Source organism: Variovorax sp. EBFNA2, from assembly GCF_033802765.1.
GTDB lineage: Bacteria > Pseudomonadota > Gammaproteobacteria > Burkholderiales > Burkholderiaceae_C > Variovorax > Variovorax paradoxus_H.
On record NZ_CP138497.1, the window covers coordinates 520,236 to 546,492 of the forward strand.

The 26,257-nt window shown below is 67.3% G+C and carries 30 protein-coding genes; 17 read left to right on the forward strand and 13 right to left on the reverse strand.

The features are described 5' to 3' along the window. Nucleotides 1-196 precede the first annotated feature (196 nt). Nucleotides 197-1,039, reverse strand: coding sequence for a universal stress protein (locus tag RZE79_RS32825; RefSeq protein WP_319361491.1), 843 nt, complete (start codon nt 1,037-1,039; stop codon nt 197-199). A gap of 40 nt (nt 1,040-1,079) precedes the next feature. Further along, nucleotides 1,080-1,295: a hypothetical protein gene (locus RZE79_RS32830; RefSeq protein ID WP_319361492.1), complete on the reverse strand. Its 216-nt coding sequence runs from the start codon at nt 1,293-1,295 to the stop codon at nt 1,080-1,082. Nucleotides 1,296-1,431: 136 nt separating this feature from the next. Here RZE79_RS32830 and RZE79_RS32835 point away from each other — a divergent pair, with 136 nt between their 5' ends. After that, nucleotides 1,432-2,703 carry a DUF4010 domain-containing protein gene (locus RZE79_RS32835; protein WP_319361494.1) on the forward strand — a complete coding sequence of 424 codons (1,272 nt, stop codon included), beginning with the start codon at nt 1,432-1,434 and terminating at the stop codon, nt 2,701-2,703. Nucleotides 2,704-3,378: 675 nt separating this feature from the next. On the opposite strand, the gene RZE79_RS32840 is transcribed toward RZE79_RS32835, so the two are convergent. After that, complete coding sequence (locus RZE79_RS32840) at nt 3,379-3,762, reverse strand: RT0821/Lpp0805 family surface protein (RefSeq protein WP_319361496.1); 384 nt, start codon at nt 3,760-3,762, stop codon at nt 3,379-3,381. A gap of 118 nt (nt 3,763-3,880) precedes the next feature. Beyond that, a complete protein-coding gene (locus RZE79_RS32845; RefSeq protein WP_319361498.1) occupies nt 3,881-4,354 on the reverse strand; it encodes a hypothetical protein in 474 nt (157 codons plus the stop codon). Nucleotides 4,355-4,652: 298 nt separating this feature from the next. On the opposite strand from RZE79_RS32845, the gene RZE79_RS32850 reads away from it, so the two are divergent. The 3 genes from RZE79_RS32850 to RZE79_RS32860 all read left to right on the forward strand — a co-directional run bounded on the left by RZE79_RS32850 (nt 4,653) and on the right by RZE79_RS32860 (nt 6,297). Next, nucleotides 4,653-5,096 carry a YgaP-like transmembrane domain gene (locus RZE79_RS32850; RefSeq protein ID WP_319361500.1) on the forward strand — a complete coding sequence of 148 codons (444 nt, stop codon included), beginning with the start codon at nt 4,653-4,655 and terminating at the stop codon, nt 5,094-5,096. A 275-nt stretch (nt 5,097-5,371) separates the two neighbouring features. Next, nucleotides 5,372-5,581 (forward strand): hypothetical protein, encoded by a 210-nt coding sequence (locus RZE79_RS32855; RefSeq protein WP_319361501.1) that lies wholly within the window; start codon nt 5,372-5,374, stop codon nt 5,579-5,581. A gap of 578 nt (nt 5,582-6,159) precedes the next feature. Next, on the forward strand, nt 6,160-6,297 hold the full coding sequence (locus RZE79_RS32860) for a BON domain-containing protein (RefSeq protein WP_319361503.1): 138 nt from the start codon (nt 6,160-6,162) through the stop codon (nt 6,295-6,297). Between the two features lie 105 nt (nt 6,298-6,402). On the opposite strand, the gene RZE79_RS32865 is transcribed toward RZE79_RS32860, so the two are convergent. After that, entirely contained in the window at nt 6,403-6,705 is a 303-nt protein-coding gene (locus RZE79_RS32865; RefSeq protein WP_319361504.1) for a hypothetical protein, read from the reverse strand. Here RZE79_RS32865 and RZE79_RS32870 point away from each other — a divergent pair. The 5 genes from RZE79_RS32870 (at nt 6,704) to RZE79_RS32890 (ending at nt 9,788) form a co-directional block, all read left to right on the forward strand. Continuing rightward, entirely contained in the window at nt 6,704-6,943 is a 240-nt protein-coding gene (locus tag RZE79_RS32870; RefSeq protein WP_319361506.1) for a hypothetical protein, read from the forward strand. The two genes, RZE79_RS32865 and RZE79_RS32870, sit on opposite strands and share 2 nt — an antisense overlap. Nucleotides 6,944-6,987: 44 nt before the next feature. Next, on the forward strand, nt 6,988-7,614 hold the full coding sequence (locus RZE79_RS32875; protein ID WP_319361508.1) for a host attachment protein: 627 nt from the start codon (nt 6,988-6,990) through the stop codon (nt 7,612-7,614). Between the two features lie 253 nt (nt 7,615-7,867). Then, a complete protein-coding gene (locus tag RZE79_RS32880) occupies nt 7,868-8,296 on the forward strand; it encodes a hypothetical protein (RefSeq protein WP_319361509.1) in 429 nt (142 codons plus the stop codon). Between the two features lie 41 nt (nt 8,297-8,337). Continuing rightward, nucleotides 8,338-8,703, forward strand: a complete 366-nt coding sequence (locus RZE79_RS32885) for a universal stress protein (RefSeq protein WP_319361511.1) — start codon at nt 8,338-8,340, stop codon at nt 8,701-8,703. Nucleotides 8,704-8,714: 11 nt separating this feature from the next. Continuing rightward, entirely contained in the window at nt 8,715-9,788 is a 1,074-nt protein-coding gene (locus RZE79_RS32890; RefSeq protein WP_319361513.1) for a hypothetical protein, read from the forward strand. A gap of 534 nt (nt 9,789-10,322) precedes the next feature. Here the strand turns inward: RZE79_RS32890 and RZE79_RS32895 are convergent. Next, the gene (locus RZE79_RS32895; protein ID WP_319361515.1) at nt 10,323-11,714 is read right to left on the reverse strand and encodes a phenylacetate--CoA ligase family protein; all 1,392 of its coding nucleotides are present in this window, start codon (nt 11,712-11,714) and stop codon (nt 10,323-10,325) included. Nucleotides 11,715-11,968: 254 nt separating this feature from the next. Here RZE79_RS32895 and RZE79_RS32900 point away from each other — a divergent pair, with 254 nt between their 5' ends. Next, nucleotides 11,969-12,391: an Hsp20 family protein gene (locus tag RZE79_RS32900; protein WP_319361517.1), complete on the forward strand. Its 423-nt coding sequence runs from the start codon at nt 11,969-11,971 to the stop codon at nt 12,389-12,391. Between the two features lie 61 nt (nt 12,392-12,452). Here RZE79_RS32900 and RZE79_RS32905 read toward each other — a convergent pair whose 3' ends face one another. From RZE79_RS32905 to RZE79_RS32915, 3 genes are read right to left on the reverse strand one after another with little or no spacing between them, the layout of a single operon-like run. Further along, nucleotides 12,453-13,655 (reverse strand): HlyD family efflux transporter periplasmic adaptor subunit, encoded by a 1,203-nt coding sequence (locus RZE79_RS32905; RefSeq protein WP_319361519.1) that lies wholly within the window; start codon nt 13,653-13,655, stop codon nt 12,453-12,455. A 5-nt stretch (nt 13,656-13,660) separates the two neighbouring features. Beyond that, nucleotides 13,661-16,051 (reverse strand): FtsX-like permease family protein, encoded by a 2,391-nt coding sequence (locus RZE79_RS32910; protein WP_319361521.1) that lies wholly within the window; start codon nt 16,049-16,051, stop codon nt 13,661-13,663. Nucleotides 16,052-16,058: 7 nt separating this feature from the next. Further along, the gene (locus RZE79_RS32915) at nt 16,059-16,778 is read right to left on the reverse strand and encodes an ABC transporter ATP-binding protein (protein WP_319361523.1); all 720 of its coding nucleotides are present in this window, start codon (nt 16,776-16,778) and stop codon (nt 16,059-16,061) included. A 348-nt stretch (nt 16,779-17,126) separates the two neighbouring features. Here RZE79_RS32915 and RZE79_RS32920 point away from each other — a divergent pair, with 348 nt between their 5' ends. Beyond that, nucleotides 17,127-17,342: a DUF2892 domain-containing protein gene (locus RZE79_RS32920; RefSeq protein ID WP_319361525.1), complete on the forward strand. Its 216-nt coding sequence runs from the start codon at nt 17,127-17,129 to the stop codon at nt 17,340-17,342. 27 nt (nt 17,343-17,369) lie between these two features. Beyond that, nucleotides 17,370-18,197: a murein L,D-transpeptidase gene (locus RZE79_RS32925; RefSeq protein ID WP_319361527.1), complete on the forward strand. Its 828-nt coding sequence runs from the start codon at nt 17,370-17,372 to the stop codon at nt 18,195-18,197. A gap of 24 nt (nt 18,198-18,221) precedes the next feature. Here the strand turns inward: RZE79_RS32925 and RZE79_RS32930 are convergent, their stop codons facing one another. Then, nucleotides 18,222-19,751, reverse strand: coding sequence for an AAA family ATPase (locus tag RZE79_RS32930; protein ID WP_319361529.1), 1,530 nt, complete (start codon nt 19,749-19,751; stop codon nt 18,222-18,224). Nucleotides 19,752-19,992: 241 nt separating this feature from the next. Between RZE79_RS32930 and RZE79_RS32935 the strand changes: the two genes are divergently transcribed. Next, a complete protein-coding gene (locus RZE79_RS32935; RefSeq protein WP_319361531.1) occupies nt 19,993-20,268 on the forward strand; it encodes a hypothetical protein in 276 nt (91 codons plus the stop codon). Between the two features lie 226 nt (nt 20,269-20,494). Here the strand turns inward: RZE79_RS32935 and RZE79_RS32940 are convergent, their stop codons facing one another. The 3 genes from RZE79_RS32940 to RZE79_RS32950 all read right to left on the reverse strand — a co-directional run bounded on the left by RZE79_RS32940 (nt 20,495) and on the right by RZE79_RS32950 (nt 24,297). Further along, the gene (locus tag RZE79_RS32940; RefSeq protein ID WP_319361532.1) at nt 20,495-21,580 is read right to left on the reverse strand and encodes a hypothetical protein; all 1,086 of its coding nucleotides are present in this window, start codon (nt 21,578-21,580) and stop codon (nt 20,495-20,497) included. A gap of 232 nt (nt 21,581-21,812) precedes the next feature. Beyond that, complete coding sequence (locus tag RZE79_RS32945) at nt 21,813-23,321, reverse strand: thymidine phosphorylase family protein (protein ID WP_319361534.1); 1,509 nt, start codon at nt 23,319-23,321, stop codon at nt 21,813-21,815. Between the two features lie 85 nt (nt 23,322-23,406). Next, nucleotides 23,407-24,297: an MBL fold metallo-hydrolase gene (locus RZE79_RS32950; protein ID WP_319361536.1), complete on the reverse strand. Its 891-nt coding sequence runs from the start codon at nt 24,295-24,297 to the stop codon at nt 23,407-23,409. Nucleotides 24,298-24,388: 91 nt separating this feature from the next. Here RZE79_RS32950 and RZE79_RS32955 point away from each other — a divergent pair, with 91 nt between their 5' ends. The 4 genes from RZE79_RS32955 to RZE79_RS32970 are packed head-to-tail and all read left to right on the forward strand — an operon-like array spanning nt 24,389 to nt 26,247. Beyond that, nucleotides 24,389-24,712: a metalloregulator ArsR/SmtB family transcription factor gene (locus tag RZE79_RS32955; protein WP_319361538.1), complete on the forward strand. Its 324-nt coding sequence runs from the start codon at nt 24,389-24,391 to the stop codon at nt 24,710-24,712. A 2-nt stretch (nt 24,713-24,714) separates the two neighbouring features. After that, nucleotides 24,715-25,149, forward strand: coding sequence for a YeeE/YedE thiosulfate transporter family protein (locus RZE79_RS32960; RefSeq protein WP_319361540.1), 435 nt, complete (start codon nt 24,715-24,717; stop codon nt 25,147-25,149). A gap of 10 nt (nt 25,150-25,159) precedes the next feature. After that, nucleotides 25,160-25,618 carry a YeeE/YedE family protein gene (locus RZE79_RS32965; protein WP_319361542.1) on the forward strand — a complete coding sequence of 153 codons (459 nt, stop codon included), beginning with the start codon at nt 25,160-25,162 and terminating at the stop codon, nt 25,616-25,618. Beyond that, on the forward strand, nt 25,615-26,247 hold the full coding sequence (locus RZE79_RS32970; protein ID WP_319361544.1) for a DUF599 family protein: 633 nt from the start codon (nt 25,615-25,617) through the stop codon (nt 26,245-26,247). Before RZE79_RS32965 ends, RZE79_RS32970 begins: the two co-directional genes overlap by 4 nt. Nucleotides 26,248-26,257 lie beyond the last annotated feature (10 nt).

Below are 26,257 nucleotides of genomic sequence, written 5' to 3' on the forward strand. Positions count from 1 at the left end.
CGCGTCGGTCGGCCTAGCCACGCCAGCACAGACGATGGAAGCGCTTGCCGGTCGCACCTGGACAGGCAGCACGCGCTCCCAGAAGACTCACGCAGTTGGCCGACGTCGCAAGTCATCGCCATGTGATCTGGCCGGCACCCGAACGGGCGTGGTCGCGACAAGCGGCCGACGCCTCCGTACGGTGCCGCTGAAGCAGTCAATGCGCCAAAAGCACCGGCACTGCCATCTGCGCGAGGATCCGGCGCGTCACGCCACCGAGGATCAGCTCACGCAGCCGTGAATGCCCATAGCCGCCCATCACGAGCAGGTCGGCGCCGAGGTCTGCGACACGCGACAGCAACGCGTCGGCAACATCGATGTCCGTGACATTCCGCTCGAACGTCGCTTGAACGCCGTGCCGCGAAAGAAAGCGGCGCATGTCGGCACTGGATGGCTGGCGGTTGCCGTCTTCTTCCCTCGGATGCCGAAAGGAAACGATCGTCACCGACGATGCGCACCGCAGAGCCGGCAATGCCGCATGAAGGGCCACGGCCGATTCCCGCGTGCCGTTCCAGGCGACCACAGCATTCTTTGCAGCGCCTTCGAACTCTCCAGCGGACGGAATGACCAAAGCGGGCTGACCCACTTCCATCAGCACGGGCCCGACGAGACCATGCACTGCGAGGTCCCTCGCATCCAGAGCATCGTCCTGCCCAAGCACCACGAGATCGCTCGCGCGGCCGTGTTGAACCACGGCATCGACCGTTGCCCCGTCGGCCAGGCGCACCTCGTACGAAACCTCGCCTGTTGCCGCGATGCTTTCCCTGAACTCGCGACCGATGGCCTCGGCTCGCCGGCGCAGGTAGTCCGCCGATTCCGCGATGAAATCGTTCATCCCTGTGGCGATGGCATCGGCCGGGATCACGCCGTCGTACAACCCTGTGGGTATGAGTCCCACCAGATGAGCCTGGTGCGCTCTGGCCCATCGGGCCGCGAGCGCCGCCCGTGCGGTACTGCCAACGGAATGGTCGAGATGGACGAGGATGGTCTTGAAGTTCATGAATCGGTCTCCCGGTATTTGGTGCGTGACGACTGCGGGCCTAGCCGTCCAAGGGCACTCCGCCGCCAAAGCGGCAGACCCACTGGTCACGAAGGTCTTCCTGCACGGCGCCGATGGCGCGCTGCCAAGCGGCGAGCATCCCCCACTGGACACGCTGCGCGTGCAACATGCTTTCGGTCACGGCCTTCTGCCAGTCCCCCACGGAACGAAGGTAGTCATCGACGAGGAACGGCGCCTGAAAGGAAGTGCTCGGCATGGTGATCTCCAAATGGAGGAGCATGCAATTAGCGACGAACCCGAAGGTTGACGAACATCAAACTCCGGGGCAACGCGATACGGCGGATGCGGCGCAGGGGTCTTGACGACGCTGCGCGTCGAGCGACACTGAACGAATGGACAATACCGCGCTTCCGCTGGACGCCATCTTCGGTCTTGCCGTGGCCCTGGGCGTGGGCCTGCTGGTCGGCGTCGAGCGCGAGCGCCGCAAGGGGGCCGGCGATCAACGTGCGGCGGCAGGGTTGCGCACCTTCGCCATCGTCGCAATGGCCGGCGCCATGGCGCAGCTTGTTCATGCGCCGAGCCTCGTCCCTGTTGGCGCGGCGCTTGTTGCGTTGCTCGCAGCCGTGTCGCACTGGAAGAGCCGCTCGAACGATCCGGGCATCACCACCGAGATTGCACTGTTCGCAACCTACTTGATCGGCGTGCTGTCGATCTCTTCGCCCTCGCTCGCGGCCGCATGCGGGACCGGACTGGCCTTGCTACTGGCGGCGCGGAGCCGCCTGCATCATTTCGCAACGCACCTTCTGAGCGAGCAGGAGCTGCACGACGGGGTGCTGCTGGCCGCACTCGCCCTTATCGTGCTGCCGCTGGTTCCTTCGGCTCCCATCGAGGTGCTCGGCGGCATCAACCCCCGACCGCTCGCCGCACTGGTGCTGCTGATCATGGCGATCCAGGTCGCGGGCCAGACCGCGATACGGTGGCTCGGCGTCCGCGCCGGGATTCTGGGTTCCGGGTTCCTCTCGGGTTTCGTCTCCAGCACGGCCACGGTCGCGTCGTTCGGCAGCCGTGCGCGCCAGCAGCCCGGACAGACGCCGCTGCTCGCGAGCGGCGCCTCCCTTTCCGCAGTCGCCACGTGGCTGCAGGCGCTGATGATCAGCGCCGCATTGTCACCCAGGGCCGCATTCGCACTGCTGCCGGCAGCCGCTGCGGGCGCCCTGGCTGCGGCAATCCTCGGGCTGCTGCCCATTCTCTTCCGCAGCACTGCCATTCCGGCCGAGGCACCGGTTCCCGCCCGAAGCGCCCTTCGCCCGCGTGTTGCGCTGGTGATTGCCCTGGCACTGGCGCTCGCCGCCCTGCTGGTCGGCACAGCGCAGCAGCACTTCGGCGACACCGGCTTGCGCGTCGGTGTCGCTCTCGCCGCACTGCTGGATGCCCACGCACCGGTCGCCACGCTCGCTTCGCTGCATTCGTCGGGTGTGCTGACCTCAGAGCATTTTGTCCAGGGCGTCCTGATCGCCATCGCGACAAACACGGTCACGCGCTGCGTAGTGGCTGTCGTTGCCGGGGGCGTGACGTATGGACTCCGTCTGGCTATGAGCCTGCTTGCGAGCTTTGCAATCGCTGCGGGCATCGGCTATTGGCGCCAAGCCTATCTCCCAGGCTGATTTGAAAGCAGGGGGCGCGCTGACGCCAGACTTCATCGGCCGCAATCCTCTGCAAGGGTCGATCTCCGGACTTGCGCTGGATCAAGCGGCCCACCGACGTTTGGCACTACATTGAACACACCGATGGATCGAAGGCGAATGCCGGAAATGCAGCCGTGACAGTGAGGATTCCCCCTCGGGGAAGTTCACGGTGTCGCTCCGATACCGTGGGGATGAAGGCAACCTCAGACTGCCTAGGCTGCAGAGCCCGGGCGGGGACCTTCACCAGGCCCGCCATCCGCGAGGACGGCGGGCTTTTTTTGCCAGGGGGCTGCACCTGCGGGTGCCTTCGACGTCCGTCTCTTCCGACGGAGCGGCGCCGCAGCGGGGAGGCCACGCGCCGCACCCGGCCGCTCGGGCCGCCGCAGCCGCTCTCGCCCACCCGGCATCCGACGCGCACGTTCCGCCCCGCACCCAATGGGCAAGTGGGTCCACCTGCCAAGTTGGTGAAATGTTCCATGGCAAAGACGAACCGGCGCTACGTCTGAGGCGATCTTCGAGAAGTACATCCTCAAGGCGCTCGGCATCCGAGCGGCTCGACGCCGGCATTAGTCGATCGAAATCAACTTTTCGAAGTTTCTCGAAAGCACCGCGATGGAGCGGAAGTCCGGCGCCAAGCATGAGCCGCCCATGTTGTCAGCCAGACATGTGCCAGCTGCCGTCATCCTTGCGGCAGGCACTGCCGAAGGCGGTGTCGGCACGGCCGCCGACCTCAACGCGCACGGTGAACTCGCGGCAGGTGGCGCCGAGCTGCTCGAAAGTGCGCGTGGGCGTGAGCACGAAGCTGTCGCCGGTCTCCCGGTTGCGCCAGTTCGCGGATTGGCCCGATGGCACCGATTCGAGCGCGCGTGCTGCCTGGCCGCGATCGGTCTTGTCCATGGCGCGGGCGGCCACGCTGCCGAGACCCGCGGCAGGAAAGGCGCCGACGAGCGTGGTGCCTCCCTCACGCGCTCGCATGCCGGTGCAGCCACCCAGCAGGAAGGCCAGGAAGGGAACGGCAAGAATCGCTACGAGCTTCATTCGCATCTCCAGTTCGCCCACGTCCAGATGCCGGAGCGTGGCCCCTCGCAGAGGGTCTCATTGTTCCCAACCTTGACAAGTGCTCGCCGGTGCATCGAACAGCCTCGAAGGAAGGGCCTCATGGCCGACCTGGCCGAGCCACCTGCGTAGGTCCCTCCGCAGACGGTGCTGGTCCCGGTTCCTTCAGCGAACCCGTCGTATTCCGCGGTGCGAAGCCGTAGAAGCGCTGATTGAGGTCGCGGGCGACCTCCAGGATGTCCTCGTCGTTCCATCCGAGTGAGGCGGCCTGCTGCCAGTGCCGTACCTGCCGCTCGAGGCTGGCCCAGTCGTTGACCAGCTTCCCGCTGCGCCAGTGCATTTTCTCGCTGTGGCAGGCAACGCAGTGCATGTCGTAGAGCAGCTCGCCGCGGGACTGCGCGCGCGCCGGGCTGCCGTGCAGGACCACGACCGCAATGGCCAGAGCTGCCAATGCCCGTGAGCACTGCGCAAGGCAGCCATTCTCGGAAACGGGCACAAGGCGCATGGAGACTCCTCTGTCTTTCTGTTCGACCATCAGCGGCCAGGCGCTATCCTCCACGCCGACGAAGATCACCACTTGATCCAGCGCAATCAGAGCCCGCGCGCGAGCGCCTAGATGGGAAATACTTCCCGATGTGGCGGCCGTTGCGCCGGCCGCGCTCGTCGAAATCGAAGGCCTCGATGTGCGAGTCGCGGCGGATTCGTGTCGGCGCAATGGCATCGGCCACTCCAGCCGTGCAGCAGGTCCCGCAAGGGGTGGTCGATGCGCTCTAGACGTGACCGCGGGGTGTTCATGCGAGTACTCCCGGCCAGGTGGCTTGTCGCCTCCACACCCGGGGCCGCGATGCGGCGAGCACCCGCGCCTGGCAGATGTGCTCTACAAGCCGATCGTGGTCGACGCGGCAATGCCAGTGAGCATGGTGGCAGCGCTCATGGTCGAACGGGGGATCTATCATGTCGTGGTGACCGACAGGGATGGGATCGCCAGCATCGCGCCGTCGCTGAATTTCGTGCGAACCTTCGTGCCCCTCGCAGTGGCCGCCCTTGATCTGTCTCAACGCCGGCCAGGCCTGCGCCGGACAAGATGTTCTCCACCCTCCAAGGAGAAACAAATGTCCTTCCTCTCGAAAAACATCGGCCTCATTGACCGCACGCTGCGCGTCGGCGGCGGCGTGCTTCTCATCGTGCTCGCCGCCACGGAAATCATCGGCCGCTGGGGCTACATCGGCGTTGTGCCGCTGCTGACGGGGGTGATCGGCACCTGCCCGCTCTATTCCCTCTTTGGCTTCAGCACCTGCGCTCGGGCCAGGCGCTGAACGCAAGACGAGGCGTCTGATGTCCGCGCTCCAATGGCTCGCCCTCGCGCTGGCCGCAGTACTGCTGGCGGCGGGAGCCTGGCTCGCGGTGAACATGTTCGTCTTCTGGATCACGCTCGATTGAGGCAGCGAGGCTCGATACCGGCGATTGACACAGTGTTTCCGTCTGATGCACAGCGTTGGTGACGCAGTCAAGGAGGGGTTCTAAATTGACATGGCGCGATTCGTCTTCCGCTGACAGTGACAGCGAGACGCAAGCGCACAAGGAGATCAAGATGGACACACTCAATGCATCCGGTGGGTACGAACTGCGGTTTCATCCCCTCTTCGCCAATCACCGCCCCTTCGCCTTCCCGTGCGACGCGATCGGTCATGTCGACATGGATTCGCTCAGCGAACCCATGTTCAACAATTACCTGTATGCACGTGCCATGATGGGGCTGGCGCTTTCCTGGCCCGAAGTGCGCCTGAGCCCCTCCCACTGACGGTCTGGAGCGGATCGCGTCGACCGAAGCCTGTGCGGGGCACAGCCGGTCCCCTCAGCGCTGCGCCGCTCAGAGCGATTCAATGGCCGCTGCGACATCCTGGCCACCAGCATGCACGGTGGGACACGCCGACGCACCGACCATACAGGACACCCGATCGTCCCTGCGGAAGAAGAGACGGCGCCCGTGCCATGTTCTCCATCCCGCCGGCGATGCCGGTCCCGACGTCACGGGAATAGACGGCACGGAACGACGTTCCTCGGCTTCATGGATGCTCCTGGGTGTGTTGCACGCTGGAGACCGAGCCTGTCGCTGTGCCGCAGCCTTCACATCGATCAGGTGAACGCCCCTCGGGCTTCGCTTTGCGCCAGCGCAAGAACGGCGCGTGCGATTGTTCCTAGTCTTGTTCTTTCTCAGCAACCCATGGAGTAATCATGAAACCAAGCTCTTTCAGAGTCCGGTTGATCGCTGGCGCGATGGCCCTTGCTGCGCTCACCGCGTGCGGGGGGAAGATTGACACGCGAAAGCACCGGTGAGTACATCGAGACACCGCGATCACGGCCCGCGTGAAGGCGAAGTTGGCGACCGACGCCAAGGTTCGGGCCAGGGAAGTCAACGTCGAGACGTTCAAGGGACGGGTCCAACTGAGCGGGTTTGCCTCGACCGTCGAGGAGCGGCGCGAGGCCGCTGCCATTGCCCGCTCGGTCAGGGAGTAACCGAAGTCGTCACGATATCCTCATCAAATAGCTGACGCTCGATTCCATCAGCACCACGGCCGGCAGCGCACTGCCGGCCGTGGCCTTCTTGAACGCACCGGGCGTTCAGAGACCGGCTTCGCGGAGCCGCTGCAACAGGTCAATCTCTTCGTCATGCCGGCGCACTGGCCCGCGCCGGCCTAGGATGCGCAAGCAGAGCGAAATTACTTTCTTCATGGTGACTTCTCGCAATCGAACGGAATGGGCGGATGGACGGCTGTATTTCATCCGCATGCATGCATGATGCCGCGCCGGCAGGCCCGCGGCCTTGATCGCCATCAAGCCCCGACCGCCGATCCTGCCTAGCATTCGCAATGACCTGGAAGCCAGCGGCGCAAGTTCCTTCAAGCCTTCTTCGAGGAGCGGCATGAAACATTCCCAGAAACACAGAGGCAGGACGATCGTCGTCCAGGCCAGGACTCGCGAACACCATCATGGCTACGCTTGGACCTATTCGGTCGAAGAACTGCCTGCCATTGCAGGCTGCGGAATTACGGGGGACGACACCGGTGTGCGGGAGATCGCACTGCACCAGGCGATGTGCGCAGCCCGACGGGCCATCGATGAGTCGGACAAAGCCAAGATTCCGCTCGCCGGCAGGAGGTAAATGCCAGCGCGGCGGCGCCGACCGACAGACGCTCGCCATCGGCCATGCTGATGGCGAAGGAGGTCGCGCTCGAACGCCGTCAGGGTGCCGGCGACGGGCTCGCCCATCTGCAAACCTCGTCGCGTCGGTCGCGGCTGGAGCCGAGACTACTTTTCACGCGTGTACTTGATCGAGCGCAACCTTCGATGTTCTTTGCGGACCTAAGCTTGACCGTCACTTCCTGCGAGGCTGTCATGAAATCCCAATGGATCGTTGTCACGAATGCCGCGCTGGCGCGCATCTTCAGCCGGAAATCCGAGATCGAGCCGCTGGTGCCGGTCGCAACCCTCACCCACTCGCAAAGCCGCCTGCGCGCCGGCGCACTCGCAGCCGACCGTGCCGGTCGCCAGGCCGCCGACAACAGCCATGGCGTCAACCAGTTCGCGCCGCGCCGCGACCCGCACCGCAAGGAACACCAGCGTTTCGCCCGGGAAATCGCCCAGCAGCTGGACGAAGCGCTGGCCGCAGGCAAGTTCGGCTCGCTCCTGATCTTCTCGTCCAGTCCCTTCATCGGCGAGCTCAAGGCCCAGCTGAGCCGCTCCGTGGCCGAGCGAATCCAGACCTTGCTGAGCCGCGACCTGTCCCATGTAGAAATCACCGAACTCGAGCGGCGCATCGCCGTGCCCCTCTGACGCAAGGCCGTGAGTGCCGTGGCCTTACCGCCAACGAGCCGCCGCGAGAGCCGGCGAATAGGCATCGCGCAGTCGGGGTGCTCGAGTTGCCGCGCCGGCGCTCCAAACTGGGGGGCGTCCCATGGGCGAGTTCGTCCAACCCGTTGCGATCTGCCGGTCAGGAACTGCAGAGGCGGTGCATCTGAAGGCGCCGCTATCGGTTCATTGCGCTGGCGCAACGCGCCTCGTAACCGCTCGGCGCAGCATCGCAGCCATGAACACGCTCCATTCGATCCTGGTCCATCTCGACGGCACTGCCCGCGCCGAGACACGGTTGCAATTCGCCCAGCTGCTCGCACAGACTCACCAATGCGCGATGACCGCAATGTTCGCGGTCACCCCACCCGTGCTGCCGGCACTGGCTCTGCCCGGCGGTCTGCCGGCGATGCCCATGCGAGGGCCGATCGACCCCGATCATCGGGCTCGCGCCCTCGCGATGTTCGAACGCAGCCTGCAGCACAGCCCGGTTCGCAGCGACTGGCAGGAGCTTCGCGGTGAGCCGGTCACCGAGACCTTCGTGCGCCGTGCCCTGACCGCTGACCTCATGGTGCTGGGACAGCGCGACCCTCTTGATGCCTCCGGCTTCGACGTGCCCGGTGATTCACCGAAGCGGCACTGCTCGGCAGTGGCAAGCCGGCGCTGATCATTCCCTTCGCGGGTGCGCCATCGGCAGCGCTCGATACGGTGCTGGTCGCGTGGCGTTTCACCCGCGAGGCCGCCAATGCGCTCGCCACGGCCGTTCCGGTGCTGCGAAGGGCAAAGCAGGTTCACCTGGTCTGCGCCGCCGAAGAAGCCGGGGGTGACCCGGAACCCGGGATGTCGGCGGTGCGCAACTTCCTGCTGACGCACGGCATCGGGCGCGTGGAGGAGCATGCCAGCCTCCAGGCGCGGCATCCAGGCCAGGCCCTGCTGTCGCTCGCCAGGGACGTCGCTGCCGATCTGATCGTCATGGGCTGCTACGGACACAGCCGGGCCCGGGAGCTGGTGCTCGGCGGTGTCACGCGGACCGTGCTGGAATCGTCGACCCTGCCCGTCTGGATGGCCCATTGAGTCCCTTCGCGATGGAAATCCTGGCCACTCCTACCCCTTTGCCCTCGGCGGCTGGCGAGCGGCCAGCCGATCGGCAGCCGGACATTGAAACAAAGCTGCGATGCCTCGAGTCCTTTCTCGCGGCGAACGATGCGGGCGCGCATGCGCAGCGCATCGAGACCCATATGTCATGGGTGCTTGTCGGCAATACGCAGGTGCTGAAACTCAAGAAGCCCGTGGTCTATCCCCCAGTCGACTATTCGAGCTTGGGAGCGCGTGAATGCAATGCCCGTAGGGAGCTGCGGCTGAACCGGCGGCTGGCGCCGGATGTCTATCTGGGCCTGCTAGCGCTGCAATGGCACGGCGGCAGGCTCAGCGCCGTTGGAGAGGCCTTCGTCCAGCCGGGACGGCAAACCGCGGATTGGGCCGTCGTGATGCGGCGCCTTCCGCAGGAGCGCATGCTCGACGAGCTCATCCGGCGCCGCGAACTCCGCCCGGGCGACATCGACGCACTCAGCGCCACCCTGGCAGCCTTCTACCGCGGTGCGGTACGCGCTGCGGTCGACGAGGGCGAATATGTCGCGCGGCTTCGCCATGACATCGCGCTCAGCGCGCGCATGCTCGAGCGTGCCGCATTCGCCCTCCCGCACGTTCCCGAAGCCTGCCAGGCGACGGACGAGGCGCTGACACAGTACGAAGGGCTGCTGCGCGCGCGCGTGGCCGACGGCCGTCTGGTCGAAGGGCACGGCGATCTTCGCGCCGAGCACGTCTGCCTCGTCGAGCCACCGGCCGTGTTCGACGCGCTCGAGTTCGATGCCCGCCTGGGCGAGGTCGACCCCTTCGACGAACTGTGCTTTCTGGGCCTGGAATGCGACGTCGTGGGCGACGCATCGATCGGCCCGCGGCTGTGCACCCGCATCGCGACAGTCCTGGGCGATGCGCCAGCGCCGGCACTGCTGCGCCTGTACACCGCGAAGAATGCCTTGATGCGGGCACGCCTGAGCGTTGCGCATCTGATGGGACCTGATCCCCGCCGTCCGGAGAAATGGCTGCCGCAGGCTTCAGGCTATCTGAAGCGCGTGCTCATGGTCCTTTCCGGCTCATGAACGGGCCGGTCCCACCGCCCGGTGCCAGAGACACGACAAGATTCTCGACAAGTTGGCGTCAGACACCTCGAAGCTGACGCAAGGAAGGATATCGCTGCCCCGCGCTCGGCCAGATGCAACTGAACGACCGCGATAGCCCCGTTGTGCACGCCATCCCTTGCCGGGGCAACACGCACGCCAGGTCCAAGAAAGGAGCGTGATCATCGAGAAGTACGTGGTGGCGCCGGCCCGTCCTTGCGTGCGCGGCCAGCAGGTCGCCAGTCGCTCGTCGACGGTCTGGTTGAAATGCCGACAGCACGCCGCGACGGCGACGAGCGGCTTCGAGGCCAGAAGGCGACGAGGGCGTCCACCCTCGCTCGCAATCGCGCCACCTGCGCAGCGGGGGCGGCCGCCACGGCGAGCACGAGGCATTCGGGCAAGCAGCTGCGCGGCTCCGCAGCGCCGCCGGCACCGTGGTGCCTCCATCGTCGGCCTTTAATTTTGCAGGGCCCTGCGCTTGTGGGACGGCGGCGCCCCTTCCCTTGCGGCGAATCGTCAGCGCTGCGAGGAGATCACGCGCTTCATCTTGCCGCTCGGGCCGCAGCAGCCGCTCTCGCCGACGTGGCACCGGATGCGGACGCCGTCCGCCCCCCGTGCCGCCAAGAAGTCTTCGAGCATCCGTCCAGCCTTCTTCAGCGCCGCTTGGGTCTCCGGCCCGCTTCGACTGGTCCGTAGCAGCAGCTCGACGGGGCCCCGCTGCAGCAGCTGGAAATCGAACAGGCCGGCCTCTTCCTCGAGCACTGTGCTCACGGCCAGCGGAACGATCTTGACGGGCGGCGTACCGCGGGCACCGCGAAACACCAGCGTGTCGTCTTCGCGCCCGTCGACCTCGATGGCTGGAAGCCGCGAGCCGCACGCACAGCGCGGCGACAGCAGCGTGACGCGGTCGCCCAGGTCGTATCGGATCAGCGGCTGCACGTGGTTGGCCAAATTGGTCAGCAACGTCGTCGTGCCGGCGCGGCCCGCGGGGACGGGCATACCGTGCGCATCGACTGGCTCCAGAATCGCCCAGTCGCTGTTCAGATGCAGCACGCCGAAGCTGCATTCGAAGGCCAGCGACAGGAACTCCGAAGCGCCGTAGCTGTTGGCGACCGGACACTCGAACGCCTTCCCGACGAAGGCGCGCCTGGTGCGGGAAAAGCCTTCGCCGCCGGTCCAGATCTCTTGCAGCGACACCTTCAATCGCCCGCAGCGCCGCTCCTGCGCCAGCAGCACGGCCGCGCTCGGATAGGTGGCGAGCACCGTCGGGCGGAACGCATTCAGTTGCGCGACCAGTGCGTCGATGGGCTGCAGGAAGGAGAAGCTGCACAGACGGTCCGACAGGCCGGGCTGGAGCCTGCGCAGCCGCTCGACCGACACCGTGCTCGCGAAATGGCCGCCCGTCGCGCCAACGAAGGCGATGCGCTCGGTCAGCCCCCACGGATCCAGCCACCGCTGCAGCGGCCGAAGCACCGGCCGGCGCACGGCTTCGAGCGCGTCGTAGACCGCCATGGCTGCCGCATCCTGGACGAAGAGGCCCGACTCGCCGGTGCTGCCGGAACTCTCCCAGACCATGTAGCGACCGAGCCAGGGCTTGGCGATGTTCGCACTGTCCGCCACGAAGTCCCGCAGGCTGCCCAGCTCCAGCGCCGGATCGGCCACCCATGATTTGAAGTCGCGCATCAACTCCTTCTTGTGCGCGATCGGCAGGTCCTCCAGTTTGGCGGCCGCCGGTTCGCGGCCGCCAAACACCTGCCGATACCGGGCCGATCCTGCGGCGGCAGCCGAGAAGAGAGACGCCAGGCGGCTGGCGCGCAGGCGCCAAAGTGCCTCGTCGGAGGCACGCGTGACGACGGATACGTCCGCTGCGACAACACATGTCTGCCACGGATCAAGGATGGGCAACATGGGAGCTGTTTCCGGAGTGGGCGAGGCGCATGGCAGTTCCTTGGAATAGCGAGCTTGCGCGCCCGACGCGCTCGCGTGTTGACGTGCATCAATCTCCCTGCGCCGCTCGTGACTCTTCGCCCATGGGGGCCCTTGCTGCGGTTGACCCAGCGCAAAGTACCACGGCGTCCAACTGCCTAGAGTGAACGTTCGCGCTGCTGCCCACTCGCGGGCAGGTCCGGTGCGAAATCCAACCAACCTTGTGGAGCAAACCGATGAACGCACTCACTCGCCTTGACCGGCTCGAAAACCTCTTTCCCGACATGCTGCGCCGCTGGGCGCGCCCGCTGCAGCTGATCGATGACGTCGAACTGCCCGCGGACATTCGCTTGGATGTGAACGAGAACGACAAGGAATACCTTGTCACGGCCGAAATCCCCGGCGCGAAGAAGGAAGACGTCCGCGTCTCGATCGACGGCAATTACGTGTCGATCTCCGCCGAGGTCAAGAAGGACCAGGAAAAGAAGCATGGGCGCGCCCTGGTCACAGAGACCTACCGGGGCACCGTGTCGCGCGGCTTCTCGTTAGCTTCCGAGATCGACGAGAAGACCGCTGTGGCCAAGCTCGAGGACGGCGTGCTGCGCCTGACGCTGCCCAAGCGGGAAGGCGCCGGCCGCAGCACCCTCGCGATCCAGTGAACGACTGTGGCCGGACGCCCACGGTCCCGCCGGCGTCCGGCCATGGCCTGCAGCGAAAGCCTCAGCGCACCGCACGCACCTTCACACGCATGCCGTCGCGCAGCGTCGCCGCCGGATGGACGATCACCTCCGCGCCCTCGACAAGTCCCCCGCGCACCCAGGCCTCGCTGCCGTTGCGTCCACCGAAATCGACCGGCGCAAGCTGCGCTCTTCCCGCCCTCACCACGAACACGGCCATGCCACCGCCGGGCTGCGGAAAGACCGCGCTCACCGGTACGCGCAGCACCGAGGGGCGCGACAGGGTCACGATGCGCACCCCGACCCGATAGCCGTCGCCCAGCGTCCTCCAGAGATCAGGCGGTCCGACGAGGTCGATCAGGACATTGACGCGCTGCTCTTCGACGCCCAGCGCCGACACCTTGGTGAACGCGGCCGGTTCCACGCGGCGCACGCGGCCCTCCAGCACACCGTCGCCGCCCCAACGCTCGATGCGCACCGGCGCGCCTGGAAGCGCCTGCAGCGCATCGGTGGTCAGCAGCTCTGCCACGACCTCCAGCCGCGTGGTGTCGCCGATATCGATCAGCGGCGCTCCGAGCATCACGGTTGCCTCGCTCGTCTGCGCCACGCGCAGGACGCGGCCGCTCACCGGGGAGCGCAATGCAAAGCTTCCTTCGCCCGAACCGGGTGTGCGGATCGCGATGAGCGCGGCACGCGCGGTGTCACGCTCATGCCCCGCGACTTGGCGCGACTGCACGGCTGATTCGAGCTCCATCAGGGCGGCCTCCAGCGCCAACCGGTCGGTGTCGACCTTGGCCGGCGAGATGAACTGCTGCTGCGCCAGTTGCTCGCTGCGCCGCAACTCGATACGCGCCTGCTCCACCGCGACGCGCGCGCGCTGCACGCCGGCGTCGGCCCTGCGCACCGCCGCTTCGGCGGCTTCCGCGCGGGCGGACTGCTCGCGCCGTGTGCGCTCGTCGAGCATGGGCGAGAGCGCCGGCGTGATGGTGGCGACCACCGCATCGGCTTCCACCGCATCTCCCTCGCGCAGCGCGATGCGGGCCAGGCGGCCGGTCAGCGGCGCGCTCAGCGCGTAGCGGTCGCGCAGGCGAGTCCGGCCGTCTTCGAGGACGGCCTGTTCATACGGACCCATGCTCGCACGGGCCACCTCCACGTCCAGCGGCCGTGGCGCGAAGGCCCAGAGGAGCGCAGCCGAGACGGCGACGCCGGCCGAGATCGATATCCACAAAGTTTTTTTCGAGGTCACAGGGTTCACTCTCTCGTTTTCAGGGCCGAGACCATGTCGATGCGATCGATGCGGCGGCGCACGATCAGCGCGCTGGCCGCAGCAGCCAGCACCACGGCCAGCCCGGCCAAGGCGTAGGTCCGCGCACGGATCACCACGGGAAACAGGAACTGGTCGGACTTCAGCAGCATGGCGATCAGGTGGACCAGGGCATCGCCCGCCAGCATGCCCAGCGGCAGGGCGATGGCGATGCCGATGGCCATCTCACCCAACAGCAGGCCCGATACCTCGGCGCGCGTGAAGCCGAGGACGCGCAGGCTCGCGAGCTCCCAGGCACGCTCGGCCAGCGCGATGCGCGCGTTGTTGTAGACCACGCCCACGGCGATCACCGCGGCAAACAGCGTGAGCACCGTGCTCATGATGAGGATGTTGCGCGCCGTCACCTCCTGCATGTTGCGCAGCATCGCCGCCTTGCTGAACGCCCCGGCCGCGCGCGGCAGCGCCTGGACCGCCTGCAGCAGCCGCGCCTCACTGCCCTGCTCCAGCGCGAGCAGGAAGCCGGTGGCGATGTCGCCCTCGCCCAGCGCGCGGTTCAGCGCCTCGCGGTTCATGTAGGCATTCAGTCCCATCATCTCGCGCACCGTGCCGTCCACCCGTGCCTCAAAGGCGCGCCGGCGGCCCTCGTGCACCTCGACGCGCACCACGTCGCCCACGCGCAGTCCCAGCTTCTCGGCCAGCCGGTCGGTCAGCAGCAAGCCTTCGCCGTGCGGAACCGACTGCCGCCCGCCCACATCCACGATGCGCAGCAGTTCGCTGCGCACCGGGCCGCCCCGGATCTGCAGGCGCTTGCGCAGATGGCCGTTGACCAGCGTCACCTGCACATCGCGCAGCGACTCATGCGAGAGCACACCGGGCAGGCGCGCGAGCTGCAGCGCCACGGCGTTGTCCGCCGGCTCCACGAGCCAGACCGAGACGTCGCTGCGCATCGACAAGGTGAAGCTGCTGTCGACGATCACGTCGATGGCGTCGCGAAAGAAGTTGCCCATCACCACGATGGCTATCGCCGCCGCGACGCCGCCGATCGACAGGCCCGTGCGCAACGGGCGGCGCTCCATGTTGCGAAGGATCATGCGCACGGCCGGACTGAGGCGTGTGATGCCCAGGCGTTCGGCCAGTGTGCGGCGGTAGCTGCCCGGCGCCGGCGGCCGCATGGCCTCGGCCGGCGTCAGCCGAACGGTTGCCGCAATGGCCGAGAGCGTGCCCAGCAGCGCGGTTGCCAGCGTCACCCCGGCCGCCAGCAGCACGAGCCGCGGATCCATGCGGTGCTCGAAATCCGCGAAGTGAAAGACCTCTGCATAAAGGCCGACCAGGCGAGCGCCGAGCCAGTCGCCGAGCGCGACGCCCAAAGCAAGGCCCAGCGCGACAATCACGAGCACCAGGCTCAGGAAGTGGGCGGCGATGGTGCGGTTCGCATAGCCCAGTGCCTTCAGCGCGGCAATCTGCTCGCGCTGGGTGGCGATCAGCCGGGCCACGACCACGTTCAGCAGGAACGCCGCCACCCCTAGAAAGATGGACGGCAGCATGATGCCGAGCACCCGCTGCTCCTTGATCTCGTTGTCGAGCATCGCGTGGGACACCTGCTCCTCTCGCGTGCGCGGGGCGGCACCGCCGAAGCGCGCCAGCGGCTGGGCCAGCGCATCGGCCACCTCGGCGTCGGAGACACGCCGCGCCCCTAGCGGGGCGAGCCGCACCGCTAGCGTGTTGAACGCGCCTTCCATGTCGTAGGCACCGGCCAGCACCTCCTGGTCGACCCAGATGATGCCGAAACCGCGCTGGTCCGGCATGCCCCACAGGCCCGCGAAGACGAACTCCGGCGACACGGCGGTGCCGACGATGCGCAGTTGCCGCTGCCGGCCGTTGAGCAGCGCGCCGAAGGTGTCGCCGGGCTTCAGGCCGCGCGCCTGTGCAAAGCCCAGCGACACGAGCGCATCGATGGCTTCGAGCCCGCCACCCCGGGGGGCAGCGCCGTCGAACAGCCCGCGCCCGGCGACGATACTCACCTGGTTCAGGCGCGGCGGCACGGTGCGGTCGATGCCGATCAGCTGCCCGAGCACCGGGTCGGTGCTCGTGGGCAGCTGGATGCGCACGATCTGCTCGATGGTCGGCTGGGCCTCCGCCACGCCGGGCACCTCGCGCAGCTGTTCGACGAGCGCAAGCGGCGCGCGCTTGACCGTGATGAAGATGTCTGCAAAACGCCCCTGCGCATAGAAGACGTCGCGCGCGGCGGCCAGGGAGTCGATCGCCGACAGGCTCGTGAGAAAGCCACCGGCGCCGCTGGCCACCACCAGCGCGATCGTGAGCACCTGGCTCCACATCGTGCGCAGGTCGCGCAGCAGCTTGCGGTCGAGTGCTCTCACGGCCGTGCTACCAGGACAGTTCCGCCGGCGCGAGCCGATGCGCATTGCGCTCGATCTTCTGCACCCGGCCATCACCCAGCGAGATCACGCGGTCGGCCATGCCTGCGATCGAGGCGTTGTGCGTGATCACCAGCGTGGTGGTGCCAAGCTCGCGGTTGACGCGGGCAATCACGTCGAGCACCAGCTTGCCGGTCGCATAGTCGAGCGCACCCGTCGGCTCGTCGCACAGGAGCACCCGGGGCCGCTTGACGATGGCTCTTGCAATCGCCACGCGCTGCTGCTCGCCGCCCGAGAGCTGCGAAGGGAAATGGTCGCGTCGCGCCGACAGGCCCACGCGATCCAGCGCGTCGTCGATCGGCATCGGGTCGGCGGCGATGTCGGTGACCAGGGCCACGTTCTCGTGGGCCGTAAGACTGGGAATGAGGTTGTAGAACTGGAACACGAAGCCCACGTGCTCGCGCCGGTAGCGCGTGAGCGCCTTGTCGCCGGCGGCGATCAGGTCCTGCCCGAAATAGTGCAGGCTGCCGGTGCTGGCCACCTCCAGGCCGCCCAGGATGTTGAGCAGCGTCGATTTACCGCTGCCGGAAGCACCGAGGAGAACCACGAACTCGCCAGCCTCGATGTTTAGATCGACGTCGCGCAATGCGACGACGTCGACATCGCCCGCGTGATAGGTCTTTCCGAGGCCGCGGGCACGGAAGACGGGGAGCTGTGGATCCAGGGGCATGCACCGATCCTGCGCCCTGAGGTCCTCTCTCGCTCTGATCTTTGTCAACTCCGGGCCGGCGTGCGGGTGGTGCGTCAAGCGGACCGGAAACTCGACGCTCGGCGCTCGGCGCTCGGCGCCGAGGCGAACGTCTGGTGAATGCGCTTCCCCATTCGTACGGCCGCGAAGAGCACTTGAGTTCGGATCAAGGATCGTGGTCATGCCCCGATGGCCACCGTGGTGATGCACCCGATCTTGTTCGGGTCGAACAGTCCGGGCCGACCCAAGCGCCCGCTTGATCCATCGCAATGCGGCCCGCGCGTCTCGCGTGCAGGATCCCGCCGTAGCACTTCAGCCAGGAGGAACCGGATGTCGAACAACCTTGGAATCCTCGACCGCACCCTGCGCATCGCATCCGGCATGCTGCTGGTCTCGCTTGCCGCGGCCGGCACCGTCGAGTCCTGGGGTTACCTGGGAACGCTGGGATTGCTCACTGGGGTGATCGGCGCCTGCCCCATCTATTCCATGCTCGGCCTGGACACGCGTTGGCACCACATGCAGGCGCGTCCGCCGCGCCTGTGGTGAGGTCTCGCAGACTCGCATGGAATTTCTGTGACTCGCGTTGCGTCCCTCATCGCAACGCTCGCGATCGCTCTTGCAACGCTCAGCGCGGTCGGCGCACTCGCCGGGCCCGCGTCCCCCTCTGAGCTGGCCGAGGCCTTCCGCGCGCGGGTGGAGCATCGGCTCGACCCGCCGCCCGACGAAGCCAGGCGGTACGGAGAACTGGCGCTCGGCGCGCTCGCACAGGCCGGCATTGCGCCCACGGCGCAATACGTCGCACTTGTCGACCGCAGCCCGAACGTCCAGGCCATCTTCATCTATTGGTTGAACGACGGCGCCGCGCCGCTGCTCATCGGAGCCGCTGCCGCGTCCACCGGCCGCGGCGGCGAGTTCGATCATTTCGAGACCCCACTCGGAGTGTTCGAGCACTCCACCGCCAATCCCGACTTCCGCGCCGAAGGCACCCGCAACAAGTCCGGTATCCGCGGCTACGGGGCAAAGGGCCTGCGCGTGTTCGACCTGGGATGGCAGCAGGCCCGGCGACTCTGGGGCCAGGGCGGCACCGGCACGATGCGATTGCAGATGCATGCCACCGATCCGGACCTGCTGGAGCCGCGGCTCGGCAGCGTCCAGTCGAAGGGCTGCATCGGTATCCCGGCCAGCCTGAACCGGCTGCTCGACCACTTCGGCGTGCTCGATGCCGACTACATCGCGGCTGCGGCGCAGGGCTTGCCCATGTGGATGCTGCCGGCTGACCACACCCCCATCGCAAGCCCGGGACGCTATTTGGTCGTGGTCGACTCCGTACGCGCCGAACGGCCCGCCTGGTCACCGGCGCCCGGACCGCGCCGCACGAGCGCCCCGGCCGGCGGCAAATGAACGCCGAAGCGGCTGCGGCGCCGCTCAGGTCTTCGCGCGCCAACGCGCCTCGAGCGAAGCGATGTCGACCGCGTCGTCGGTGAAGACCGCGAGGGCCAGCGCACGCTCGTCGGCCTCCAGAGGCTCGTGCGCTGCGAGCTGGCGCTCCAGCACCCCTAGGTTTGCCTCCGATGCGTCCGCGCCCGAGGCCCCGCGCTGCGCCACGCGGCGGCGCAACACGGCTTCGGCGGCACGGCAGTCAAGGATGGCGAAAGGCACGCCGAGCTCGGCCGCCAGCACCTGGAAGCTGCGCCGCTCAGCGCGGCGCAGGAAGGCCGCATCCACGATCACGGGATAGCCTGCCAGCAAGGCGCCGTGCGCGCAGGCGCGCAAGCGCTCGAAGGTCCGCCGCGTGGCCTGCTCCCCATAGATGGCCAGGCCCTGCGCGGCGGAGCTGGCAAGCGGAGCGAGTCCGAACAGGCGCTTGCGCTCCACGTCCGAGCGGACGCGCACCGCGCCCGCAGCGCATAGCAGTTGCGAGGCCAGCGCCGACTTGCCGGAACCCGAGAACCCGTGCGTGATCAGCAGGCGCGCACGCCCCCGCGGATCCTGTGCCAGCTGCGCGGCGCACGCCAGATAGTCGGGCTTCGATGTGCCCGCCGAAGCGGTCGCGACCTGCGGCCCCAGGCCGGCGGCCATGGCCCGCACCAACGCCCGGTACACCTCGTAGAAGCGCAGCACCTGCGCGCCGGCATAGTCGCCGCTGTGCTGCAGCCACGCATCCAGGAAACGGAACGCGAGGTCGGCGCGGCCATGAGCCCTCAGGTCCATGGTGAGGAACGCGATGTCGCTCATCACATCGATCCGGCGCATCATCGGATCGAACTCGATGCAGTCGAAGGCAGTGAGTTCGCCGTCCACCAGGACCATATTGGCCATGTGCAGGTCGCCATGGCATTCGCGTACTGCGCCGCCCTGCTGGCGCTCGATCCAGGCCATGTGCAGCGCCTGCGACTGGTCTTGAATCCATGTGCTCAGGAGCGCAAGGCGGCCGTCGCTGCGCTGCGCGAGCAGCTGGCGCACCACGTCGAGGGCCGCGCGAACGATGACGTCGGGCGCGCCGCACGCCGAGGGCGGCCCCATGCGCTCGGCCGCCTCCTGCAGCGCCGCAAGCCGCTGTGCGAAGCCGTCAAGCCAAGCCGGCTCCAGCCGGCCGGCCACCAACAGGTTGCGCAGCAGTGACGACTCCGGAAAGCGCCGCATGCGCACCACGTGGTCGATCGGCACGCCGTCGCCGCCCAACCGCGGCGCCTCGGGCGCGCCGCACACCGGCACCACGTCCAGGTACAGCGAGGGCGCGAAACGGCGGTTCAAGCGTAGCTCCTCCTCGCAGAAATGCCTGCGTGCCGCGATGCTCGCGAAGTCGACGAAGGGAAGGTGCACGGGCTTCTTGAGCTTGTAGGCAAACGTCGCCGTCAGCAGCACCCAGGAGATGTGCGTCTCGACCACCTCGACGCGCGCACCGGTTCCGCGCTGCAGCGCCTCGCGCAATGCCTTCACCAGTGTCGTGTCCATCGATCCTGTCTCCGTTGCTGCGGTCGAGAGCATGAGCGAAAGGGCCCGTGCCGCGCAAGGGCCGCTACCTTGGGCTGCCCGGCGCCGAGCTTCGCACCGCGCGCCATAAGGGCCTTGACCTGAGTCAACGCGGCGCCGGTGCTCCTTGGATTCGTCGGCCCGGCATCAGACCGCTTTGCGCCAGATCAAGCCACGGATGTGTGACGAAAGATAACTTTGTTCAAGGCAACCAGAGGATTCAATGCCGCTCTTGTTCTTGGTGAGGCTTTCCCAGACCCCGCTACCCGTGCAGGTGGTTCAGCCAGAAGAAATTCGGCATGTGTCGGTGCTCGTCGCCACCGGTCTGATCGAGGCCGGGATTGCACCGCTTCCTCGCAAGGGACTGTATGTGAAATCGGCGATGGCGACGGTGACGCGCATCACGGAAGAAGGTCGTTCCGAGATCGCCAAGACTGGCAGCTCACCAGGCTCCCCCACCACCTCCATGCGACTCGCTCGGGGATTGCGATTGATGTGACCTGCGGACCGCGGCGCATCCGCTCTTGTCTTGTGCTACCGCCGAACGCGCCGGTTGGTGTTGTCGTGCACGCTGACGAGGTTGATCGAATGGGCGGTCGGGCGCAGCCACCCGATCAGCTTGACGGCCTACTTGACGGCCCTCGAGGCGTACGTCGAACCGTCGGTGCCCACGAGGATCTTTACTTGGATTTTCCTTCCTGAGTGCAGCGGAATCCGTATCTCGTTCACGCGGAGGGATGGGTCACCTGCTCCTGCGCAAGAAAGCGCTTTCGCTCGTCGACCCACCATGTAGGGGCGTCTTGGCGCAGCAGCTCTGTCGTCGAACTGAACGGATGAAACCCCCGTGCAAGGCATTCCGTGGTCTGCCCGTCCTTGCATTTCAACTCGGCGGAGGCACCGAGCCAGTCCGGCGGCAGGGGATGCAGAGCGAAAGGGTTGTGGATCAGCACCGTGCCTTCGTTCCACTGTTCACGCTGTGTGCCCCGCTGGCCCACTTCGTAGGCGTAACCGGTTGGCGTGGAGCTGTCTCCGTTGTCTGCGAGGCAAGCGCCGTGGCGCAGCATCCTTGCTGCACTGGCTGCATGCTCTTCCTGTCCAAGCCGGTTGAACTTCGCGATCGTGGCGTCGTTGCAGAACAGGACGCCGGAAACATGCTCGGCTTCCTGGTGACCGAAGAAGCCGTCCGGGAAAAGTTCGCCGAGCTCATGCGACATTCCAGATCCTCCATAGAGGAAATGCAGGAGTGCGGATGGCGCGCCCTGAGTCCGCCCGTGGTCAAAGTCCTGAATGGCGAGGACAAAGGGATGACCTTCCGCATGGGGCGCACGCCAGCCGCGCTGATGCAGCCGTTGGAAGAGAATGTCGCCCAAACCGCGGAATTGAGGCTCGGATGCAGTCGGCCGTGGCGACGTGAGTTGGGGTTCGACCCCGATGACCGGTGTTCCGACAGTGAGCGCATCGACGGCGGCCGTGGCGCCGCCTTTTGTCAAGAGAAGGGCCGGGACGTCAGGCCGGAAATCGACTCGGTGGTCCGCGGCCTCGAACAGCGCAACAAGGAAGAGTTCGAAGAGCGCGGTGTCGAAATCCTCTCCCTGGAAATGCTGGAAGTAGTCCGGCCGCATGTCGCGAATTCTCGCCCCATGCAATTTGCTCACCAGCGAGCGTGCAGGCGCGAACTCGGCCCGATCCCGCAGCAGGCAGAAGCGCGGATGCAGCTGCCTCTCGGGGCGCGCCGTCTGCTGGAACAGGTCGCGCACGGCATCGGCGGGAATACCGCTCGTGTTGGAACGATTGTTTGAATCGGGAACCATCGGATTCCTTTGGTCGTTTTCTTAGGCGAAGGACAGGCTTGCCATCACTCTAGGCAAGACCAGCGACCATCGGTTGAGGCAGATCAAGGCCCGGCTTCCTGCGCGCAGAACCAAGGGTCGGGGTCCTGTTGCCGTCACGCTGGGAACGGTGGTGCCGACCCGTCGCAATGCCCGGCCCCGCGGCTCGCAGCCGGGAGGTAGATCGGCCCACGCCGCCCCTGCCCCCGGGGTCTCAGGTCCCCGCCTCGATGTGAACGACTGGGAGCTGAGAGCGCACGAAGCTCGAGGCGTACTGCAACTCGCCGAGGCTCCCGGCGTGCAAGGTGAAGAGCGGTTGTCCGCGCTCCACGCGGTCCATCACGCGCACATGCATCGAGGCACCCGCTGCGGGATCGCGCGGCGCACCGGCCAGCTTGGCCATGCGCGCCACAAGGCGAGTGTCGATGGCCGAGACCACCCCGGCCGCGGGCGCCGTCACGCAGTGTGTGTGGGCGGCCTTCGGCGGCACACGCAAGCCGCCCTGCGCTTCGCAGATTGCGATGAAGCGGGCCAGCGCGCGCCCGTCGTCCAGGACCGCACGCGCCAGCGCGTAGCCGGCGCCGGGCGCCGCCTTGCCCGCGAGTTCGAGCAACAGCCCGGCCAGCAGCAGTGCGCGCTCGCGCAGGTCCGACGGCGCGTCGGGGCTACGTTCGAGCACCGCCATCACGTCCATCGCCTCGAGTGCGGGTCCGACGCCGCGGCCGACCGGCTGGCTTCCGTCGGTGAACACCGTCTGCACCTGCAGGCCCAGCGCCGCGCCCACCGCGACCAGACTGCGCGAAAGCTGGCCGCCGGCGGCATCGGTGCGCACCTTGGCCAACGCGCCGACAGGAATGTCGATCAACACGCGCTGGGAACCCATCGCGGCCTTCTTGGACAGGATCGACGCCACCATGAGGCCCTCGCTGTCGATGCCGAGTGGCCGCTCCACGCGGATCAGTACATCGTCGGCGGGGCTGACGCGCATGGCGCTGCCCCAGACGACACAACCCCCTTCGCGCTCGACCACGCGGCGCATGGCCGCCAAGTCCAGATCGACCGGCGCGAGCGTTTCCATCACATCCGCTGAGCCGGCCGCCGAGGTGATGGCGCGCGACGAGGTCTTGGGCATCACCAGGCCGCAGGCGGCGATGATCGGCACCACCAGCAGCGTGGTCCGGTTGCCCGGCAAACCGCCGATGCAGTGCTTGTCCATCACAGGCGAAGTGCCCCAGTCGATGCGTTCTCCGACGTCGACCATGGCGCGGGTCAACGCCACGGTCTCGTCCAGGTCGAGGCCGCGCCCGGCGCAGATCGTCACGAACGACGCCAAGTGGATGTCGGCGAGTCGCCCCCGGCTGGCGTCTTCCATCAGCGCGCGCAGCGGGACGAAGTCCAGCCTGCCGCCATGCACCTTGCTGCGCAGGTGCGCGAGCGACTCGAGAAGCGGCGGATGCCGCACCACCAGCTCCTCGCCCTCGGTGGCACCCAGCAGGGTCCAAGCCGATTCCGACAGCGCGATCTCGTCTCCGCGCAGCCAGTCGCCGTTCACCTGGTGCAGGATTGCAAACAGATGGCGCCCGTTGGCGATCACCTCGACCTGCGCCTGCGACTGGAAGCCCTCGGCCCGGCATACCGCGCAGTCGCTGCGCATGTAGACCACGGGCTGCTGGTAGGTGTCGATGCCGGCGCGGCGGGCCAGCAGGCGGTTGGTTGACGACATGGGCTGGGCGCTCCTTTTGCGGTCAGAGCTTGGCATGCGCCGCACGCGCCTGGCTTGATGCCCGTCAAGCCGGCGACCCCGGGGCTCAGTCCACGCTGGTGTGGCGAACCGGCAGTGCGTTGAGCGGTATGCGCAGGTAAGACACGCCGTTGTCATCGGGCGGGGGCAGCCGGCCGGCCCGCACGTTGACCTGGATCGACGGCAGGATGAGCGTCGGCACTTCGAGCTTCGCGTCGCGCGCCTGCCGCATGGCCACGAACTCGTCCTCGGTGATGCCGTCGCGCACATGGATGTTGCGTGCGCGCTGCTCGGCCACCGTGGTCTGCCATTGCGCCGGGCGCGATGCCGGCGGGTAGTCGTGGCAGACGTACATCGGCGTCTCGGATGGCAGATCCAGCAGCCGGCGCATCGATGCGTACAGCTGGCGCGCATCGCCGCCCGGGAAGTCCGCGCGCGCGCTGCCCAGGTCGGGCATGAAGAGCGTATCGCCGACGAACACCGCGCCGCCGATCAGGTACGCCATGTCGGCGGGCGTGTGGCCCGGCACCAGCATGGCGGCGGCTTCGATGGCGCCGATGCGGAAGGTCTCGCCGTCCCTGAACAGGTGGTCGAATTGGCTGCCGTCGGGCAGGAAGCCGCGCTCCAGGTTGAAGAGCCTCTTGAAGGTGGCCTGCACCGTGCGGATGTTCTCGCCGATCGCGATGCGCCCGCCGACCCGCTCCTGAAGATAGGCGGCCGCCGAGAGGTGATCGGCATGGGCATGGGTCTCCAGGATCCAGTCGACCTGCAGCCCGCGCTCGGCCACGCAGGCCAGCACCCGGTCCGCAGACGCTGTGCCGGTGTGGCCCGACTTGTAGTCGTAGTCCAGCACCGGATCGATCACGGCGGCGCGCAGGCTGGCCGGGTCCCACACGACGTAGGAGGCCGTTCCAGTCTGGGGGTCGAAGAAGGCCTGGATGGAAGCGGGGGTGTTCATGATGGGCTCGCCGGCTGCGTCAACGATATATTGAAACATATTATATAACTTGATATAATCAAGTCAAGCCAATCATCGAACCACGCCAACCATGAGATCGCCCCACCCTGTCTTCGATCCCGAGATCCTGCGCGGTGCGGCCGCCCAAGCGGTCGGCATGCTGAAGGTGTTGGCCAACGAGGACCGCCTGCTTCTGCTGTGTCAGCTGTCCCAGGGCGAGATGTGCGTGAGCGAACTCGAAACGCAGCTCGACATCCGTCAGCCGACGCTGTCCCAGCAGCTCGGCGTGCTGCGCAACGAGGGTGTGGTCGCCACGCGCCGCCAGGGCAAGAACGTCTTCTATGCCGTGGCGGACCCCGCGTTGCTCGAGATTCTCGCCCTGCTCTACCGGATCTACTGCCCGAAGGAAAAATGATCATGACCATCGACTGGCCCGCATTCACCCCATGGACCGCCCTGGCGGGCGGCGCACTCGTCGGCGCGGCCGCCGCGCTGTTCGTGCTGCTCAATGGCCGCATCGCCGGCATCAGCGGCATCGTCGGCGGCCTGCTGCGCCCCGTTCGCGGCGACCTGGCTTGGCGCCTGGCGTTCGTTGCCGGCCTGGTCGCAGCGCCCATGGCCTATGCGCTTTTCGCGGACTGGCCCGCGCCCCGGATCGATGCCGGCTACGGCGCGCTCGTCGCGGCCGGCCTGCTGGTGGGCCTGGGCACGCGCTACGCCTCGGGGTGCACGAGCGGCCACGGGGTCTGCGGACTGTCCCGACTGTCGCCGCGCTCGCTGGCGGCGACCGCGGCCTTCATGGCGGCCGGCTTCCTGACCGTGTTCCTGATGCGCCATCTGCTGGGTCTTTGAGGAAACCATCATGACCGTCTTCACTTCATTTCTGGCCGGCCTGGTGTTCGGCCTGGGCCTGATCGTTTCCGGCATGGCCAACCCGGCCAAGGTGCTCGGCTTCCTGGATCTTGGCGGGCGCTGGGACCCGTCGCTTGCCTTGGTGATGGGCGGCGCGATCGCCGTCGGCGCTGTCGCGTTCGCGGTGGCAAGGCGGCGCACGCGTTCCTTGCTCGGCGCAGCCATGCGGCTGCCGACCGCACGCGCCGTCGATCGCCGCCTGGTGCTCGGCAGCATCCTGTTCGGGATCGGCTGGGGCGTGGCCGGCTTCTGTCCGGGCCCGGGCCTCGTGGCCGCCGGCATGGGAGAGGCCAAGGCGCTGGTCTTTGTCGCCGCGATGCTCGCAGGCATGGTGGGGTACGAGCTGATCGAGCGGAGGAGATCCGCCGCTGCGGACATGCCGGGCACTCCGGCTGACAACGCGCGATGAGCGCGACCGCCGCCTGGCTGGCGATCCTGGCGACCGTCGCAGTGCTCGCCGCCTACGAAGGCGCGCGCGCATGGGCGCAGCACCGGACGCCGCACTGCGTGGCGCGCAGCGCGCATGCCTTGCTGCGCGAAGAATGGTTCGACGCGGTATCGCAGCAACGAGGTTCGGAGATTCTCTCGGTCCAGACGCTGCGCAATTCCCTGATGGCTGCGACGATGACGGCATCGACCGCCGCGCTGGGACTGGTCGGCACCGCGACGCTGACCGCGCCCTCGCTGCGCGAAGCTCTCGGCGGCGCCGGATGGCTTCTGACGCCCCGGCTCGTGTCCGAACTCCTGCTCCTGGCCCTGCTCCTTGCATCGCTCGTGTGCTCCGCCATGGCCGTGCGCTACTACACGCACCTGGGCTTCATCAGCGGCATGCCGGTGGAATGCGCGGCACGGCCGCGGTGGAATCCGATGGGCCATGTCTACGTGCGCCGTGCAGGCGCTCTGTACGGCTGGGGGCTGCGCCATCTGATCCTGGTGGCCCCGGTTCTCGCCGCGCTGCTGCATCCGCTCGCCGGACCGGTCACGGCCGTGGGGGTCACAGCCGTGCTGTGGGGGTTCGACCGGATTGATGAGGAGTGACATTGCCTCG